This is a genomic window from Mesorhizobium sp. M1403 (genome assembly GCF_040317695.1).
Classification (GTDB): Bacteria; Pseudomonadota; Alphaproteobacteria; order Rhizobiales; family Rhizobiaceae; genus Mesorhizobium.
The window spans coordinates 57,757-71,770 of sequence record NZ_JAMYKY010000006.1 but is presented as its reverse complement, the minus strand read 5'-3'; the positions used below and the strand labels follow the sequence as shown (position 1 = coordinate 71,770).

The 14,014-nt window shown below is 62.0% G+C and carries 20 protein-coding genes; 5 read left to right on the top strand and 15 right to left on the bottom strand.

Features of this window, described 5'->3' with window-relative positions:
* Window positions 1-75 precede the first annotated feature (75 nt).
* Together NKH01_RS13235 and NKH01_RS13230 are read right to left on the bottom strand one after the other, a co-directional pair.
* A complete protein-coding gene (locus tag NKH01_RS13235; RefSeq protein ID WP_353020429.1) occupies window positions 76-735 on the bottom strand; it encodes a ThuA domain-containing protein in 660 nt (219 codons plus the stop codon).
* 11 nt (window positions 736-746) lie between these two features.
* Window positions 747-1,844 carry a Gfo/Idh/MocA family protein gene (locus tag NKH01_RS13230; RefSeq protein WP_353020427.1) on the bottom strand — a complete coding sequence of 366 codons (1,098 nt, stop codon included), beginning with the start codon at window positions 1,842-1,844 and terminating at the stop codon, window positions 747-749.
* 265 nt (window positions 1,845-2,109) lie between these two features.
* Here NKH01_RS13230 and NKH01_RS13225 point away from each other — a divergent pair, with 265 nt between their 5' ends.
* The gene (locus NKH01_RS13225) at window positions 2,110-3,018 is read left to right on the top strand and encodes a dihydrodipicolinate synthase family protein (protein ID WP_353020426.1); all 909 of its coding nucleotides are present in this window, start codon (window positions 2,110-2,112) and stop codon (window positions 3,016-3,018) included.
* Here the strand turns inward: NKH01_RS13225 and NKH01_RS13220 are convergent, their stop codons facing one another.
* From NKH01_RS13220 to NKH01_RS13195, 6 genes are all read right to left on the bottom strand, one after another.
* Window positions 3,019-3,420: a DUF1801 domain-containing protein gene (locus NKH01_RS13220; RefSeq protein ID WP_198030445.1), complete on the bottom strand. Its 402-nt coding sequence runs from the start codon at window positions 3,418-3,420 to the stop codon at window positions 3,019-3,021. It lies immediately after the preceding gene.
* Window positions 3,421-3,509: 89 nt separating this feature from the next.
* The gene (locus NKH01_RS13215) at window positions 3,510-3,980 is read right to left on the bottom strand and encodes a DUF1801 domain-containing protein (RefSeq protein WP_023716564.1); all 471 of its coding nucleotides are present in this window, start codon (window positions 3,978-3,980) and stop codon (window positions 3,510-3,512) included.
* Window positions 3,981-3,984: 4 nt separating this feature from the next.
* Complete coding sequence (locus tag NKH01_RS13210) at window positions 3,985-4,215, bottom strand: hypothetical protein (RefSeq protein WP_023716563.1); 231 nt, start codon at window positions 4,213-4,215, stop codon at window positions 3,985-3,987.
* A gap of 86 nt (window positions 4,216-4,301) precedes the next feature.
* On the bottom strand, window positions 4,302-4,694 hold the full coding sequence (locus NKH01_RS13205) for a VOC family protein (RefSeq protein WP_353005045.1): 393 nt from the start codon (window positions 4,692-4,694) through the stop codon (window positions 4,302-4,304).
* Window positions 4,695-4,769: 75 nt separating this feature from the next.
* A complete protein-coding gene (locus NKH01_RS13200; RefSeq protein ID WP_352590440.1) occupies window positions 4,770-5,180 on the bottom strand; it encodes an SRPBCC family protein in 411 nt (136 codons plus the stop codon).
* Entirely contained in the window at window positions 5,177-5,500 is a 324-nt protein-coding gene (locus NKH01_RS13195) for an ArsR/SmtB family transcription factor (protein ID WP_023716560.1), read from the bottom strand. Before NKH01_RS13195 ends, NKH01_RS13200 begins: the two co-directional genes overlap by 4 nt.
* Before the next feature lie 199 nt (window positions 5,501-5,699).
* Here NKH01_RS13195 and NKH01_RS13190 point away from each other — a divergent pair, with 199 nt between their 5' ends.
* The 4 genes from NKH01_RS13190 to NKH01_RS13175 all read left to right on the top strand — a co-directional run bounded on the left by NKH01_RS13190 (window position 5,700) and on the right by NKH01_RS13175 (window position 7,095).
* Window positions 5,700-5,942, top strand: coding sequence for a type II toxin-antitoxin system Phd/YefM family antitoxin (locus tag NKH01_RS13190; protein ID WP_352482868.1), 243 nt, complete (start codon window positions 5,700-5,702; stop codon window positions 5,940-5,942).
* A complete protein-coding gene (locus NKH01_RS13185; protein ID WP_352482869.1) occupies window positions 5,942-6,367 on the top strand; it encodes a type II toxin-antitoxin system VapC family toxin in 426 nt (141 codons plus the stop codon). The genes NKH01_RS13190 and NKH01_RS13185 overlap by 1 nt, the downstream gene beginning before the upstream one ends.
* A 100-nt stretch (window positions 6,368-6,467) precedes the next feature.
* Complete coding sequence (locus NKH01_RS13180; RefSeq protein ID WP_023676182.1) at window positions 6,468-6,698, top strand: AbrB/MazE/SpoVT family DNA-binding domain-containing protein; 231 nt, start codon at window positions 6,468-6,470, stop codon at window positions 6,696-6,698.
* On the top strand, window positions 6,688-7,095 hold the full coding sequence (locus NKH01_RS13175; RefSeq protein WP_352856208.1) for a PIN domain-containing protein: 408 nt from the start codon (window positions 6,688-6,690) through the stop codon (window positions 7,093-7,095). The genes NKH01_RS13180 and NKH01_RS13175 overlap by 11 nt, the downstream gene beginning before the upstream one ends.
* Window positions 7,096-7,179: 84 nt before the next feature.
* Here the strand turns inward: NKH01_RS13175 and NKH01_RS13170 are convergent, their stop codons facing one another.
* The 7 genes from NKH01_RS13170 to NKH01_RS13140 all read right to left on the bottom strand — a co-directional run bounded on the left by NKH01_RS13170 (window position 7,180) and on the right by NKH01_RS13140 (window position 14,013).
* Entirely contained in the window at window positions 7,180-8,436 is a 1,257-nt protein-coding gene (locus NKH01_RS13170) for an RNA polymerase sigma factor (RefSeq protein ID WP_353020423.1), read from the bottom strand.
* 118 nt (window positions 8,437-8,554) lie between these two features.
* Window positions 8,555-8,923 carry a YciI family protein gene (locus tag NKH01_RS13165; protein ID WP_352547395.1) on the bottom strand — a complete coding sequence of 123 codons (369 nt, stop codon included), beginning with the start codon at window positions 8,921-8,923 and terminating at the stop codon, window positions 8,555-8,557.
* A gap of 399 nt (window positions 8,924-9,322) precedes the next feature.
* On the bottom strand, window positions 9,323-10,105 hold the full coding sequence (locus NKH01_RS13160) for an ABC transporter ATP-binding protein (protein ID WP_353020421.1): 783 nt from the start codon (window positions 10,103-10,105) through the stop codon (window positions 9,323-9,325).
* Between the two features lie 10 nt (window positions 10,106-10,115).
* Window positions 10,116-10,913, bottom strand: a complete 798-nt coding sequence (locus tag NKH01_RS13155) for an ABC transporter permease (protein WP_245278504.1) — start codon at window positions 10,911-10,913, stop codon at window positions 10,116-10,118.
* A 97-nt stretch (window positions 10,914-11,010) separates the two neighbouring features.
* On the bottom strand, window positions 11,011-12,012 hold the full coding sequence (locus tag NKH01_RS13150) for an ABC transporter substrate-binding protein (protein WP_502897790.1): 1,002 nt from the start codon (window positions 12,010-12,012) through the stop codon (window positions 11,011-11,013).
* Window positions 12,013-12,227: 215 nt separating this feature from the next.
* Window positions 12,228-12,959 carry a histidine utilization transcriptional repressor HutC gene (gene hutC, locus NKH01_RS13145; RefSeq protein WP_352547392.1) on the bottom strand — a complete coding sequence of 244 codons (732 nt, stop codon included), beginning with the start codon at window positions 12,957-12,959 and terminating at the stop codon, window positions 12,228-12,230.
* Between the two features lie 31 nt (window positions 12,960-12,990).
* The gene (locus NKH01_RS13140; RefSeq protein ID WP_353020418.1) at window positions 12,991-14,013 is read right to left on the bottom strand and encodes a zinc-dependent alcohol dehydrogenase; all 1,023 of its coding nucleotides are present in this window, start codon (window positions 14,011-14,013) and stop codon (window positions 12,991-12,993) included.
* Between the last annotated feature and the right edge of the window lies 1 nt (window position 14,014).

Here is a 14,014-nt window from a genome sequence, read left to right as displayed (position 1 = left end):
CCTGTGCCTGGGTCGGCGTTTCGGGCGGCCGCCCTTTGAAAAATTACAACGATACGTGGCGTTCAGATTGAACGGCTACGCAAGGTCCGCGTTTCGGCTGGCCCAAATCGCGCCGCGTTCGAACATCGTGCGCATTTGCGGCACGGCGAACTCGTCGGCGGTGTGGCCGAGCGCGCTGTAGAAGACGCGGCCCTTGCCGTGGCGGCGCTTCCAGACGACCGGCATGACGACGCCGGCGATGAAATCGAGATGCTCGCCGGTGAAAGTAGTCGTCGCCAGCACCTCGTTGGTCGGATCGACATGCATGTAATACTGCTCTGAACGGTAGGCGAAGCCGTCGATGCCCTGCATGACCGGATCGTCTGGCCTGGTGATGTCGACGTGATAGTCGATGATGTTGCCGGGATGGGCGACCCACTGGCCGCCGGTCATGAACTGGTATTCCGGCTCGTTGCGGAAGCTGTCGCACATGGTGCCGTGAAAGCCCGCAAGGCCGGTGCCGGCCCTGACGGCGCTGGTCAGGTTTTGCAGCTCCGGCTTTTCGATCGTCGACATGGTGATCACCGGGACAATGAGATCGAGCTTGCCCAGCTGCGGATCGGCAAGCGCCGAAGTCCCCTGTTCCAGTTGCACGTCGAAGCCGTTGCCGGCCAGCATCTCCTTGACGATTTCGGCGCTTCGGGCCGGGGTGTGACCTTCCCAGCCGCCCCAGAAAATCAATGCCGTCTTGCTCATCGCATTATTCCCTATTCCAGAATTCCGAAAGGCAGGTCGGCGCGCATCGGCGCCGGCCGGGCGCAGCCATATCTGAGGTCGATACGCTGCCCTATCTCTGCTGAAGAGATGATCGATTCCATGATTTCCAGGACATGGAGGGAAAGCTCGAGACTGGCGCGGTGTTGCCTGCCGGAGACGATCGCCTGCGCCATGTCGGCAAGGCCGAGGCCCCGGTAATTGCCGTCGCCATAGGAATGGATCTGATCGGCCACCTTCCAGTCGCCCTTGCGCTGGCCGGTCCTGATGTCGCCCTGGAACTGATTAGGATCGGAGATGATCATCGAGCCCGTGGTTCCGTAGAGTTCGATGTGATTGTGTTCATGCTTCCAGACGTCGAAGCTGGTGGTGATCGAAACCGCCGCCCCGTTCTCGAATGCGAGCAGGCCGGAAATATGGGTCGGCACCTCGACCTGGATGGTTTCGCCCTGGCGCGGTCCAGAACCGATGGTACGAGTGGCATAGGATGACTTCGCCTGCCCGGTCACCGACTTTACCGGGCCTAGGAGATTGACCAGGCAGGTCAGATAGTAAGGTCCCATGTCGAGCATCGGCCCACCGCCGGGCTGATAGTAGAAATCTGGATTGGGATGCCAGAGCTCGTGGCCGGGCACCTGCATGAAGGCAGAGCCGGCGACAATGCTTCCAACGGTGTCCTCATCGACCAGCCGCCGCGCCGTCTGGTGGGAGCCGCCAAGAAAGGTGTCGGGTGCGCAGCCGATACGCACGCCCTTTTCGCGTGCGGCCGCGACGAGCCGCTCCGCGTCGCTGAGCGTCGTTGCTAGCGGCTTCTCGGAGTAGACGTGCTTGCCTTGCCCGACAGCCTGCAAACCGACCGGCACGTGATGCTGCGGCGTGGTCAGGTTGAGCACGATCTCGACGCGGGGATCGGCTAACAGCGCCTCGATCGGCATGGCAGCCAGGCCGTAGGCCGCTGCCTTGGCCTCAGCTGCCGTCCGGTTGATGTCGGTGACGCCGACAATGTCGAGCACCGGGAATTGTGGCGACGCCTTCAGATAGGCGTCTGAAATGTTGCCGCAGCCAATGATGCCGACACCGATCCTCCGCATGGGCTTCTCCTCAAAAGGCGGCATTGATGAAACAGCAGAACTCGTTTGTCACCCCCTTTTCGGCCAGGCGATGTTGTCCCGTGAAAAGGATTTACCTCGAGAGCCTCAGAACCGCGGCCCGATCACAATCGCGCGCCTATGCGCGAGCCGCTTGCTTTCGAGGTCGAACGCCCGGTACTCAGCAACACTGCTTCATGTAGCTTGCTCGACATTCTTGATGCCGGCGTTGAGCACTGCACCGATTTTCACCAGTAGAAGGACGCACATGATCCGCCCACAAGGAACCATCGCACCGATCCTGACGCCGTTCGAAAACGACGGCCGCATTGCCCGCGACCTCTGGATATCACACGCCAAGTGGGTGCTGGATCAGGGAGCGCATTTCCTGTCGCCGTTCGGTACCACGGGCGAGGCGTTGTCCGTCTCGTTGCGCGAGCGCATGCAAGCGCTGGAGTGGCTGGTCGAGGCCGGCATTTCGCCAAGCCATCTGATGCCCGGCACCGGTGTCACAGCACTTGCCGAAACCGTCGAGCTGACGGCGCATGCGGTCGGTCTCGGCTGTGCCGGGGTGATGGTGCTGCCGTCGTTCTTCTATACGGCCGCCGGCGACAACGGACAGGCCCGCTACTACAGCGAGCTGATCGAACGGGTGGCGAACCCGGCGATGAGGATGATCCTCTACCACATCCCGCAGAATTCCGGCGTACCGGTGAGCCCGGCGCTGACCGCCCGGCTGAGCGAAGCGTTTCCCGATGTCGTGGTGGCCTACAAGGACAGTGCCGGTGACTGGAACAACACCGCGGCGGTCATTGCGGCAGCCCCAAAGGTCGCGGTGTTTCCGAGCTCGGAAGCACAGCTGACGAAAGGCCTCGCCAACGGTGCTGCGGGGTGCATCTCGGCGACGATCAATCTGAATGCGGCAGCGATCCGGGCCCTCTATGACGCAACGCTGGCGGGAGAGGACATTACTGACGCGGAGGCCGGCATCAAGGCGTTCCGCAAAATCATCCAGGATGCCGGCCTCATCGCTGCGATGAAGGCGGTCCTGTCAGCACGATCGGGCGACAGGCGCTGGCTGAACCTGCGCGCGCCGCACGAGAATGCAACGCAGACCAGCGGCGAAGCTTTGCTCGCCGCTCTCGGCCCGCTAGCCGACCATATCGGCCGGAGCTGACTATCGGGCAGCGTTCAGGGCGGCAGCAGCGCGTATCAGCGCCTTGAACGCATTCTCATCTATAGCCTCGCCCTCACGGATATCGATGGCGCGCCTGGTGTTGCCTTCGAGGCTGGAGTTGAACAGGCCCGAAGGGTCCTGCAGCGAGGCGCCCTTTGCGAAGGTCACTTTCACGACGTTCTTGTAGGTCTCGCCAGTGCAGATTATTCCGGCGTGCGACCACACCGGAACGCCTCGCCACTTCCACTCCTCGACCACTTCCGGGTCGGCCTGCTTGACGAGAGCGCGGACATGCGAAAGCGTCTGGCCTCGCCAATCGCCCAGCTCGCTGATCCTCGCATCTATCAGCTGAGAGGGAGAGTTGCCTGCATTTCCTTCCATCGAGCCACTCTTCATCGTCATTGTCGCTTTCCCTAGGGTTGTTGCCGCTCGCCCGTCACATGAATACCGCTAGTCGGCACCTGGTTTGCGGGAATGACTGGCATTCCCACTCACATTCGCTCGCCCGGCAATTGGCTGGCTTGCTTCACCCAGGCGGCCAGTTGAGTTTCGTCCAGCTGGTCGTCCTGGCGGATATCGAGGTAGCGCACGTCCTTGTGCTTGGACTCGCCTGGAGGGACAGGATGGAGCGACGCGCCGCGGAAGAAAGCCAGCTTGATGTACTTTGTGAAGCAATGGAAGTTGAGGAACCAGCCTTGACCCTCTACGCCATAGAAGGGCGAGTTCCATTTGACGGCTTTGCGCACGTTGGGCACGCTGCGCACGATGAGCGCGTCGAGGCGGCGCCCGACGTCGCGTTTCCAGCCCGGCATGGCCGCGATGTAGGCTTGCACAGGGGCGTCGCCATCGGCCTTCGCTATCTGCGGGTTGCCGCCTGCGAGGAGGACCGGCTTGGCAGCGGCAGGGTTGGCGGCGGGCTTCTTCGCGACCGCCAATGACCTGATGGACGTCTTGTTGGCCATGCGTTCACTCCAATGCGCCGGTGCCCCCTGCGTTGCGCCACTTGGGAGCGTAAGGCAGCACGAACATGTACAGACCGGTAAGCAGGAGCAAGCCGAGCGGAAACAGCGGCAAAAGGTATACCCAGTAGGCGGGTTCCTTGCCTGCTCCCAGGCTGATGAAGATAGCGGCGACGACCGCCGCAAAGATAATCGACAGCCAGCGGTGGATCTGCCGAACCCATTTGTTCCAATCCATTGAGACCTCCTCTGAAGACGAACCGAAGCGGATCGGCGGCCCGTTTGGCGACTCCCGCCGGGCAGCCACGCCACTGAACGCGTGCCTTACCAGCGCGCCAGCTGGGTGATTTGAACGAGATTACCGCAGCCGTCGTTCAGCTGGGCGATGGTCGAGCCGGTTACTTCGGTCGGCGGCATGGTGAATTCGGCGCCGCGCGCTTTGATACGCTCGTAGTCGCCCTTGATGTTGTCGCTGAAGAACATGACCGCGGGCTGGCCCTGCTGGAACATGGCTTTCTGGTAGGTCTTTGCGGCCGGGTTGTCATTGAGCGCGAGTTGCAGCTCGGCACCGTCCGGCTCGTCGGGTGATGCGACGGTCAGCCAGCGAAACGGCCCATTGCTGAAATCGGCCTTCTTCGTAAAGCCGAGCGTTTCGGTGTAAAAGCCCAGAGCCTTTTCCCGGTCATCCACGTATACTTTGGTCAACTTGATCTTCATTGGCTTGCCTCCATTATCGCCCCCGCCATCTGCCGCTCTGTAACAGAGCCCGTGCTTGAATAGCGCCCGCGGACCTCAGTCCGTCCGCGCCAGAACCTGCTCCAGATCGTCAAAGAACCTCGGCCAGCCGACTTTGGCACCCCGGAAGTAAGGCTGCTGATCCGGCCGGAAGCCCGACTGCTCCATGCGCAAGCGGACCCCGGTACTCGTGGGGGTGAGGGTCCAGGAGACGACACTCTTGAGATCCTTGGTATCCCACGTGTAAGTCAGCGTTCTGTTCGGCTCGACCGTCTGGACCTGACATTCGACGGAGCCCCAGGCTGCGTGAAGATTAAAACGGTGGTCCGCGACAGGCTTGAAGTCGTTTTTCATGAGCCACTCCTCGATCAAGTGTGGTTGCGTGAGCGCGCGCCAGATCTTCTCGGGCGGATAAGCGATCTCCCGTTCGACAACGACGGAGAGTGTTTCGGTCGACGTCCGGTTCACTGGTCCATCCTTTTGAGCAGGTCTTCGAGGTCGTCGAACCGGCTCTGCCAGAACCCGGTCATCTGGCTTGTCCAGTCGATCAGGGGGGCAAGCGCAGCAAGCTGCGCGCTATAGTGGGTCTGTCGTCCTGCATGGCGGTCGCGCACCAGCCCCGCCTGCCTCAAAACCCCGAGATGCTTCGACACGGCCGGTTGCGAGATCCCGGCCTGAGCCGTCAGAGCCCCGACCGTCTGCTCTCCTTCGCGACACAGTCGCTCAAAAATAGCGCGCCGAGTCGGATCGGCAAGCGTTCTGAAGAGTACATCGTGAGCGTTTGGCATTGGGATCGATAACCCTTCGGCTATTGATCGATGTATAACCATTGGGATATGTATTAGTCAAGCGGAAAGCGGCATAATTCTCGTTGCAGGAGCGATCACCTGCTTCGCTCACGCAGCCAGTTGCTCATTCGCCGTACTCTGCGCTGGAATCGTTAAGCGTGATGCGCTATATGACCATCTACATGGTCAGGAGCGTGACATGGGCGTGGTCAATCTGGCGGACGCCAAGGCACATCTGAGCGAGCTCGTCGACCGGGTCGAGGCTGGAGACTCGATCGACATCACCCGGCGTGGCAAGCCGGTCGCCCGACTCACGGCTGTGGCCCGCCCCCGCAGGCGGATCGACGCCGTCCTGCTCCAATCCCTGACCGCAACCATGCCTCTGCAGGCTCAGGCCGCCGCCGATCTGGTGCGATCGATGCGAGATGGCGATCGCTATTGATGCTTTATCTCGACACTTCGCTGATCGTAGCAGCGCTATCCAACGAAGCCATGACCGCGCGCGTTCAGGGCTGGCTGGCGGAGCAGGACCCAGCGCAACTTGTGATCAGCGACTGGACCATCACCGAGATGTCCTCCGCCATGGCGATCAAGCTTCGGACCGGACAGATTGACCTGGAGCAGCGCGCAGCAGCGCTCGCGATGTTCAACAAGCTGGTCGCCGAGAGCTTCACCGTGCTGCCGGTGACGGGCGGGCATTTTCGGGTCGCCGCGAAATTCGCCGATCAGCATACGCTCGGGCTTCGTGCTGGCGACGCCCTGCACCTCGCGACGGCATCCGAGCATGGCGCCACGGTGCGAACCCTCGACCAGCGGCTCGCCGAGGCAGGGCCGATACTCGGCGTGCCGACGCAGTTGCTGGCATGATCAAGGCTCCTCCTTCAAATGCATATATCCCGAGTTGCCTTGATCTCGACCACTTCTGGATATACATTTCTCCTGGCGTATATCTAGGAGAGGAAGTGGCATGCAGGTCGCCAAATGGGGAAACAGTCTTGCGGTCCGCCTTCCCGCCGCTGTGGTCGAAGCGCTTGAACTCAGGGAAGGCGATGAGATCGAAATCCATGTCGCTGACGCCCGCCAGCTTGGCGTCGCGCGGAAGCCCGGGCGCGAGGAGTTGCTGAAGCGTCTCCGCGCCTTCCGTGGTCGGCTCCCCGCTGACTTCAAATTCGATCGGGACGAGGCGAATGCCCGTTAGTTTTTTTGATACCAATGTCCTTCTTTATATCGCGTCAAGCGATACGGCGAAGGCTGATCGGGCCGAGGCGGCCATCGCTGCTGGCGGGGCGATCAGCGTGCAGGTTCTCAACGAACTCGCCAACGTCGCGCGTCGGAAGATGCAAATGTCATGGACCGACACGCATGCGCTGCTGACCATGCTGCGCGGCCTGTTGACGGTTCATCCGCTCACGCTCGAGACCCACGAAACAGGATTGAGGCTCGCCGAGCGGTACAGCCTTTCCACCTATGACGCGATGATCGCGTCCGCGGCGATTCACGCTGGCTGCGATACACTTTTGTCAGAGGATATGCAGCACGGAATGGCGCTCGACGATGGCTTGCGCATCGTTAATCCCTTTCGCGTTGCGAGCTGATCGGCTTATTGAAGGAGCTCGCCGCGAGCGCACTGGCTGCTTTCGATGATACCGAGCGGCGCTTCAGGCACGGAGAGCGATGCTTCAACCACAAGCGTCGGCGCGGGCGAGGAGAAAGGCCGCTTCACGTACGTTGCGGGTGAGCTTGGCCGCCGCCTCGAATTCGGCGCGGGCCTCGGCCAGCCGGCCGGCCCGAAACAGAAAGTCGCCCCTCGCCGCCGGCAATGGCGCGTAATTGCGCAGGGCGGCGGCGTTGGCAATCTCGTCCACCAGACGAAGGCCCGCTTCGGGCCCGAAGGCCATGCTGTGGGCGACCGCTCGATTGAGATCGACCACCGGCGAGGGCATCACTGCTCGCAGCCGGTCGTAGAGCGCTGCGATGCAGGACCAGTCGGTATCGGCCGGATTGCGTGCCCGCGCATGGCAGGCTGCAAGCGCGGCTTGCAACGTATAGGGGCCGTCGCCCCCGAGGGCTTCGGCGCGGGCCAGCGCGTCAAGGCCTCGGCGGATCAGCAATTGATCCCAGCGTGCGCGATTCTGCTCGGTCAGGGTCAAGAGGGCGCCGTCCGGCCCGATGCGTGCGGGCAGGCGCGATGCCTGGATTTCCATCAGAGCCAGCAGGCCGAGCACCTCGGCATCCTCGGGCATCAGCCCCGCCAGCATGCGGCCTAGCCGTTGCGCCTCCAGGCACAGGCCCGGCCGGACAAGGTCATCGCCGGCCGTGGCAGCATAGCCTTCATTGAAGATGAGATAGATGACCTCCAGCACCGAGGACAGACGCGCCGCACGCTCGGCACCGCGCGGCACCTCGAATCTGAGCCCGGCCTTTCCGATCGTCTTCTTTGCGCGGACGATGCGCTGGGCGATCGTCACCTCGCTCGACAGGAAAGCACGGGCGATCTCGTCCGTCGTCAGACCGCCGATGACACGCAGCGTGAGCGCCGCGCGGGCGTCGGCCGAAAGTACGGGGTGGCAGGCTGTGAAGATGAGGCCCAGCAGCTCGTCGCCAAGATCGTCGTTGATGGCCATTTCGATCACCTCGGCCGCGCCGTCGCACTCGCCGTCAAGCTCCCGCGCGATCTCTTCATGCTTGCGCCCGCGCATCTTGTCGCGACGAATCGCGTCGATGGCGCGGCGTTTGGCGACCGTCATCAGCCAAGCGCCGGGATTGGCCGGCACGCCGGCCCTGGACCATTCGGACAGGGCTATGACCAGGGCGTCTTGCACCAGCTCCTCTGCAAGGTCGACATTGCGCACGAGACGAACCAGACCCGCGATGAGCCGGGCCCGTTCAATGCGAAAAATCGCTTCGATCGCCTGGTGCGTCTCGCCTGCAGTCATGCTGCTTTGTCGGCCAAAGCCATAACGGAGGCAAGCAGATTGCGGACGACAGTCTCAGTTGCCGCTGAGCTTCTCGTGCGTTAGGTCATGGATTTCCGCGACCTCCGGCGTCAGATTCTCATTGCCAATCAGCCATCTCGTACAGCGGCCGGATTTCGATCTCGCTCGGTCCCGGCATGGGATTGGGGCAGCGCTTCACCCAGGCGACCGCCTCGTCCATATCCTTGACTTCCCAGAGCCAAAAGCCGGCGACCAGTTCGCGGGTCTCGGCGAAAGGCCCGTCGATGACCGTCCGGCGGGGACCATCGAACGCTACGCGCTTGCCCTGCGAGGAGGGCTTGAGGCCGTCGGCGTCGAGCAAGATGCCGGCATTGCGCAGCTCATCATTAAATCTGCCCATCGCCTCCATCGCCTCCTTAGCCTCGGGCGTGGGGAGAAAGCCCTTTTCGCTGTCCTCGGTAGCCTTCACGAGCACCATCACACGCATCGTCTGTCTCCTTGTTTGAGCCGGCCTCATAGGCCGGCATCGGAACGACGAACGGAGTTTAGGAAATCGACATTGTCCTGCAAATTTTTTTCGACGGTTGAGGCGCGGGACGCCAATGGCCGCTTCCGGGTCAGGAATCGCGACGGCGCGATATTGAGATTGGGCGCTTGACGGGCGCCCGAGTCACAAGCTCGAACACGAGTTTCAAGAACGCCTTGATCGGGCGAAGCTCCTGCTACCCTTCAGACGGCCGCGAATGAACCTGTGAACCGGCTTGTGATCGGCAATCCGTAGCGGCATCAGACGTTATCCGGCTGAAACTCCGTCTTCCGAGACGATCCCCGCGCCCAGCCGCGTTCGTTGCGCTGCTCTTGGACCTGACACGCATGAGTGACCCGCCTAAACCATTTCGGGACGTTTTGAAGCCTCGCGGATCGCCTTGTGCACGCTGCGCTGCAAATCCATGAAAGCCGGGGTTTCCATGACCTCTTCCCGGCGCGGGCGCTCGATGTCGACATTGAAGGTCTGCATGATGCGTCCCGGGCCGATCCCCATCACAACGATGCGGTCCGACAGGTAGACCGCCTCTTCCACATCATGGGTGACGAAGAGCACGGTGAGCCTGTGCTCCTCCCAGATCTGCGTCAGGAGTTCCTGCATCTGATGCCTGGTCAAGGCATCGAGCGCGCCAAAGGGCTCGTCCATCAGAAGCATTTTGGGTCGATAGGAAAGAGCACGCGCTATAGCCACACGTTGCTTCATGCCGCCCGAAAGCTCAGACGGATAGCGATTGGCGCTGTGCGGGAGCTTGACCAGATCGAGATGCTCGCGTGCTATCCTGCGGCAGGTCGCGCGATCATGACCCGCGGCCTTGAGGGCAAACTCGATGTTCTGCTGCGCCGTCAGCCAGGGAAGCAGGGTGTAGGACTGGAAGACGACGCCGCGGTCGAGACCCGGCTGCAGGATCGGCGAGCCATCGATGGCAAGATCTCCCGCGTCGAAATCCTGCAGTCCGGCCACGATCGACAGCAGCGTGCTCTTGCCGCAACCCGACGTGCCCACCAGCGAGACGAACTCGTTGTCGGCAAGATCGAGATTGATATCGCGCAGCACTTCCGTGCGCCGCGCGCCCGTGCCGAAGCTCTTGTGGAGGCCTTTGATCCGCAGTTTGGGCAAACTCATCGGCCCGGCCTCATTGCACGTGGCCCTCCTGCCGGAACAACACTTTTCCCAGTGCCTTCATGACCTGGTCGGTGATGAGACCAAGCACGCCCAGCAGCAGGATGTAGCCGATGATGGTGTTTGTCTGGAAATAGCGCTGGGACACGGTGATGCGGTAGCCGAGGCCTGATGTCGCCGCGACAAGTTCCGCCAACACCAGCCAGGTCCATGCCCAGCCGAGACTGATGCGCAGCGTATCCCAGATGCCTGGCAAGGCGCTGGGAACCACGATGCGCGTCAGGATCTTGCGATCCGGCAGGCCGAGCGTCCTGCCAAGGCCAATGAAATCAGCGGGAACCCGCTTCACATTGTCCATGATCATCAGCACCTGCTGGAAGAAGGTGCCGATGAAGATGATCAGGAACTTCTGCGCATCGCCCGTCCCGGACCACAGGATGGAGAGGGGCACGAACGCGACCACCGGCATGTAGCGGATGAAATCCACAAGCGGCTCGATCGCCGCTTCCCAGGTCCGGAAGCTGCCGATCAGCACGCCAATCGGAATCGCCAGGGCCGAGGCGATGAGGAAGCCAATGGAAATACGGTATATCGAGGTCCTGAGATCCAGCCACAGCGTGCCGTCACCCGCGAGCTTGCCGAGTTGGGTCACCACGCTTCCCGGCGAGGGCAGGAAAATCGGCTTTACCAGCCCAAGCCCCGTTGCCGCCCACCAGGCGAGGCCGAGGCCGGCAAAGACGGCCACCGCTATCATCAGGAAGCGCGAGCGTGCGATAGGCGCGCCGATCCCGGAGGATCGGCGACGGCGCATCGGCTGTTTGGTCACCGGCCCCGGTGCTGCGTGAGACGGGCTTGGCTTGGTCGCACGCTGCTCGGACATTTGCGTCACCACCGCGAGCCGGCCCTCGTCATTTCGCGGCCTTGACGAATGACGGGTCGATCATCTGCTCCGGCGTCACGTCCGCCTGAAGCAGCCCGGCGTTCTTGGCGGCCGCCTCGACATCGGCGAATGTCTTGGTGGAAAATTCGCCCGTCAGCGCATCCTTGTTTTCGGCGAGAGTATAGTAACGCACGCCATCAAAGGCGGTGTTGAGGTCTTCGACGCTCGAACCGACCGCCTTGGAGATGATCGCCCGGCCGTCGGGCGTGTCGGCGTTGTAGGCCTTCAGGGCCGCATCCCAGGTCTTGATCATGGCAAGCACCTGGCCGGGACGCGACTCGATCACCTCATCGCGCACCACGAACACGTCGCTGATCAGGCCGGGATCTTCGCCCGCGGTGAAGAGCAGCTTGACATCCTTGTTCTGCGCCCTGGCCGCGGTGAGATAGGGCTCATAGGTAACCGCGACCGGCACCTGGCCAGCGATCAACGCACTGCCGGCATCCGCCGCCGGCATCGGAACCGGCTGGACATCGGCGATGGACATGCCGTTCTTGGCCAGCGCGTATTTGAGCAGGATGTCGCTCGTCGTGCCTTCCTCGAAAGCGACCTGCTTTCCCTTGAGGTCAGCGACGGACGCGATGTCCTTGCCGGCGATCATGGCGTCCGCCGTCATGCTGACGTCGAGCAGAAGCACGATCTTCACCGGCAGGCCGGCCGCAACCATGCCCATGGCCGTGTGGGTCGCGATATTGGCGGCATCGAGCTGGCCGCTGGCCAAGGCGGCGTTGATGTCCTTGTCCTCGGCGAAGTTCACGATCTGTACGTCGGACAGCCCGTTTGCCTTGAACAGACCCTTGGCTTCGGCGACGTGCCACTGGCCGTAGCCAAGCCATGGCTCGATGCCGATCTTGAATGTTCCTGCCTCAGGCGTCGCCGGAATGGTTGTATCGGCCGCGTAGGCCGCCGGGGCGAACCCGACGGCAGCAGCCATAACGAGTGCCCGAAATTGTCCTGCTAGGTTACGCATCGTCTTGTTCCCCTTGATGATCAGGCCGCTTTTTTTGAACCAAACATCCGGCCTGGTGAGAATGCGGGCTTCTGCTCTTGCGGCACCGTGCCTCGGCATCTTAGCGTCAGTTCAACCGAAGTGCGACGACACTTCAACGTCAGCAACAGCGGATGTCAAGGCTAAATACATACATGCATATACAAGTCAGACCTCTCTGAATCGCTTCACTGCGATCAGGTTTTTTTGGACGGAGAATACCGACTGCCAAGCGAGTAGCGGCTTCCAACGTAAGTCAGCTTGCTGATCGTGGCAACGACGGCGCCCGTCCATGTCCGGCGATGCAGAAGCAGGCAGCAGCTGCCGGCATCGATGCCCAGATGCCGCGCCGTTTCGGCATCGGCAGGGGTCGCCGAAATGATATGCTCGACCTCCGTCACCGGGGTTTTCTGCATGAGATAGTCGTAGGTTGCTGTCCTGGAAAAATCCTGCTTGTCATAGTCGGGTATCAGGCCCGGGTTGACGAAGCGCTCTTCCAGTTGCACAGGCAGGTCGTTCTCGAAGTTGACGACAATGGAATGATAGATCGACGCGCGCTTTGCGAACTCGAACGAAAGCGCGAGTTCCTTTGTCGGCATGATCTCTTCGAGGACGATAACCGCGGAGCGATGCCTGTTTCCCCGCGCGACAATTTCCGCTGCGATGTTGTTGATTTCGATCAGTGCGGATTGCGGTCGAGGTGGCGCGATGAATGTGCCGACGCCCTGGAGCCGGATTAGAAAGCCCGCAGAGGTCAACTCCCGCAAGGCACGATGGACCGTCATCCGAGACACGCCGAGTGTCGCCACGAATTCATTTTCGGACGGCAGCTTCCGATCCTTGCTCCATCGCCCCGTTCCGATGTTCGTCAGGATGTAGTCCTTGACCTTCTCGTAAAGAGGGCTGGCGGTGTCGGGCAAAGTGATCATTTCAAAAATCCTTTCCGGCAACGTTCGGAAATCACACGCGCCCGGCAGACCGCATCCGGATGATTGTTTTCAAGCCATCGCCCTGCCCCGCCAACAGCCGCTCATAGGCTGCGGGAACATCATCCAGACCGATCTCGCGGTCGATCAGTTCGACCATGGGCTCGGCCAATTCGCCGAGCATCCGGATGGCGTCGGGAAGCTCATCTGCAAAGGCGTGGCATCCCAGCAATGTGATTTCGCGTTCAACCAGGATGTTGGGATCGATATCGAGGCGCCCATGGAATATGCCGACCATCGCAACGATGCCGCCGGCATCGAGAACGCCGAGCAGCTGGCTGAGTGCTCCGATGCTGCCGGTCGCTTCGACGGCAGCGAGCAAGGGGGCATCGGCGGTCGCCGCGGCAATGGCGTCCCGGTTCAAGTCGACGATGCTGGCGCCTGTCACCCGCGCCACCCGGGCGCATCGGCCAGGGTTGCGATCGGCGACGAGCACGGTACCTGCGAAGGTTCGAGAGAGCAGCAGCGCGGCAAGACCGCCAATGGTGCCGCAGCCGACGACAAGAACGGAGCCGACCGTTTTCGGCAGACGCCGCACTGCATGCAACGCTACAGCCAGCGGCTCGGCCATCGCCGCGATCCGTTCGTCAAGCGCGGTATCGACGACGTGCAGCAGGCGTGCTGGCAGGACCGCTTGTTCGGCAAATCCGCCGTCGCATATTTCGCCAACAAAGCCCAGCGACGTGCAAAGATGCCGCCTGCCTGCATGGCATTGCGCGCACTCTCCGCACCAGAAGCGGGAATCGGCGACCACTCGGTCGCCAACAGCGACGGTGTCCACGCCCTCGCCGATGGCGATCACCGTGCCTGTCAGCTCATGGCCTGCCGTCGAAGGCGACCGGCTTATCCACTGGCCCGTGCGGAAGTTGTGGAGATCGGAACCGCAGATGCCTGCGGCATCGACCCTCAGCTTCACCCAGCCCACCTCGGGAGCGCCTGGCGCGGCGATATCCTCGACGCGCAAGTCGCCGGGTCCATGGAGTCGTGCCGCCCTCATC

Coding starts and splice junctions, on each gene's coding strand:
- NKH01_RS13235 (WP_353020429.1), bottom strand. CDS start 735: ATGAGCAAGACGGCATTGATTTTCTGGGGCGGCTGGGAAGGTCACACC.
- NKH01_RS13230 (WP_353020427.1), bottom strand. CDS start 1,844: ATGCGGAGGATCGGTGTCGGCATCATTGGCTGCGGCAACATTTCAGAC.
- NKH01_RS13225 (WP_353020426.1), top strand. CDS start 2,110: ATGATCCGCCCACAAGGAACCATCGCACCGATCCTGACGCCGTTCGAA.
- NKH01_RS13220 (WP_198030445.1), bottom strand. CDS start 3,420: ATGACGATGAAGAGTGGCTCGATGGAAGGAAATGCAGGCAACTCTCCC.
- NKH01_RS13215 (WP_023716564.1), bottom strand. CDS start 3,980: ATGGCCAACAAGACGTCCATCAGGTCATTGGCGGTCGCGAAGAAGCCC.
- NKH01_RS13210 (WP_023716563.1), bottom strand. CDS start 4,215: ATGGATTGGAACAAATGGGTTCGGCAGATCCACCGCTGGCTGTCGATT.
- NKH01_RS13205 (WP_353005045.1), bottom strand. CDS start 4,694: ATGAAGATCAAGTTGACCAAAGTATACGTGGATGACCGGGAAAAGGCT.
- NKH01_RS13195 (WP_023716560.1), bottom strand. CDS start 5,500: ATGCCAAACGCTCACGATGTACTCTTCAGAACGCTTGCCGATCCGACT.
- NKH01_RS13190 (WP_352482868.1), top strand. CDS start 5,700: ATGGGCGTGGTCAATCTGGCGGACGCCAAGGCACATCTGAGCGAGCTC.
- NKH01_RS13185 (WP_352482869.1), top strand. CDS start 5,942: ATGCTTTATCTCGACACTTCGCTGATCGTAGCAGCGCTATCCAACGAA.
- NKH01_RS13180 (WP_023676182.1), top strand. CDS start 6,468: ATGCAGGTCGCCAAATGGGGAAACAGTCTTGCGGTCCGCCTTCCCGCC.
- NKH01_RS13175 (WP_352856208.1), top strand. CDS start 6,688: ATGCCCGTTAGTTTTTTTGATACCAATGTCCTTCTTTATATCGCGTCA.
- NKH01_RS13170 (WP_353020423.1), bottom strand. CDS start 8,436: ATGACTGCAGGCGAGACGCACCAGGCGATCGAAGCGATTTTTCGCATT.
- NKH01_RS13165 (WP_352547395.1), bottom strand. CDS start 8,923: ATGCGTGTGATGGTGCTCGTGAAGGCTACCGAGGACAGCGAAAAGGGC.
- NKH01_RS13160 (WP_353020421.1), bottom strand. CDS start 10,105: ATGAGTTTGCCCAAACTGCGGATCAAAGGCCTCCACAAGAGCTTCGGC.
- NKH01_RS13155 (WP_245278504.1), bottom strand. CDS start 10,913: ATGCGCCGTCGCCGATCCTCCGGGATCGGCGCGCCTATCGCACGCTCG.
- NKH01_RS13150 (WP_502897790.1), bottom strand. CDS start 12,012: ATGCGTAACCTAGCAGGACAATTTCGGGCACTCGTTATGGCTGCTGCC.
- hutC (WP_352547392.1), bottom strand. CDS start 12,959: ATGATCACTTTGCCCGACACCGCCAGCCCTCTTTACGAGAAGGTCAAG.
- NKH01_RS13140 (WP_353020418.1), bottom strand. CDS start 14,013: ATGAGGGCGGCACGACTCCATGGACCCGGCGACTTGCGCGTCGAGGAT.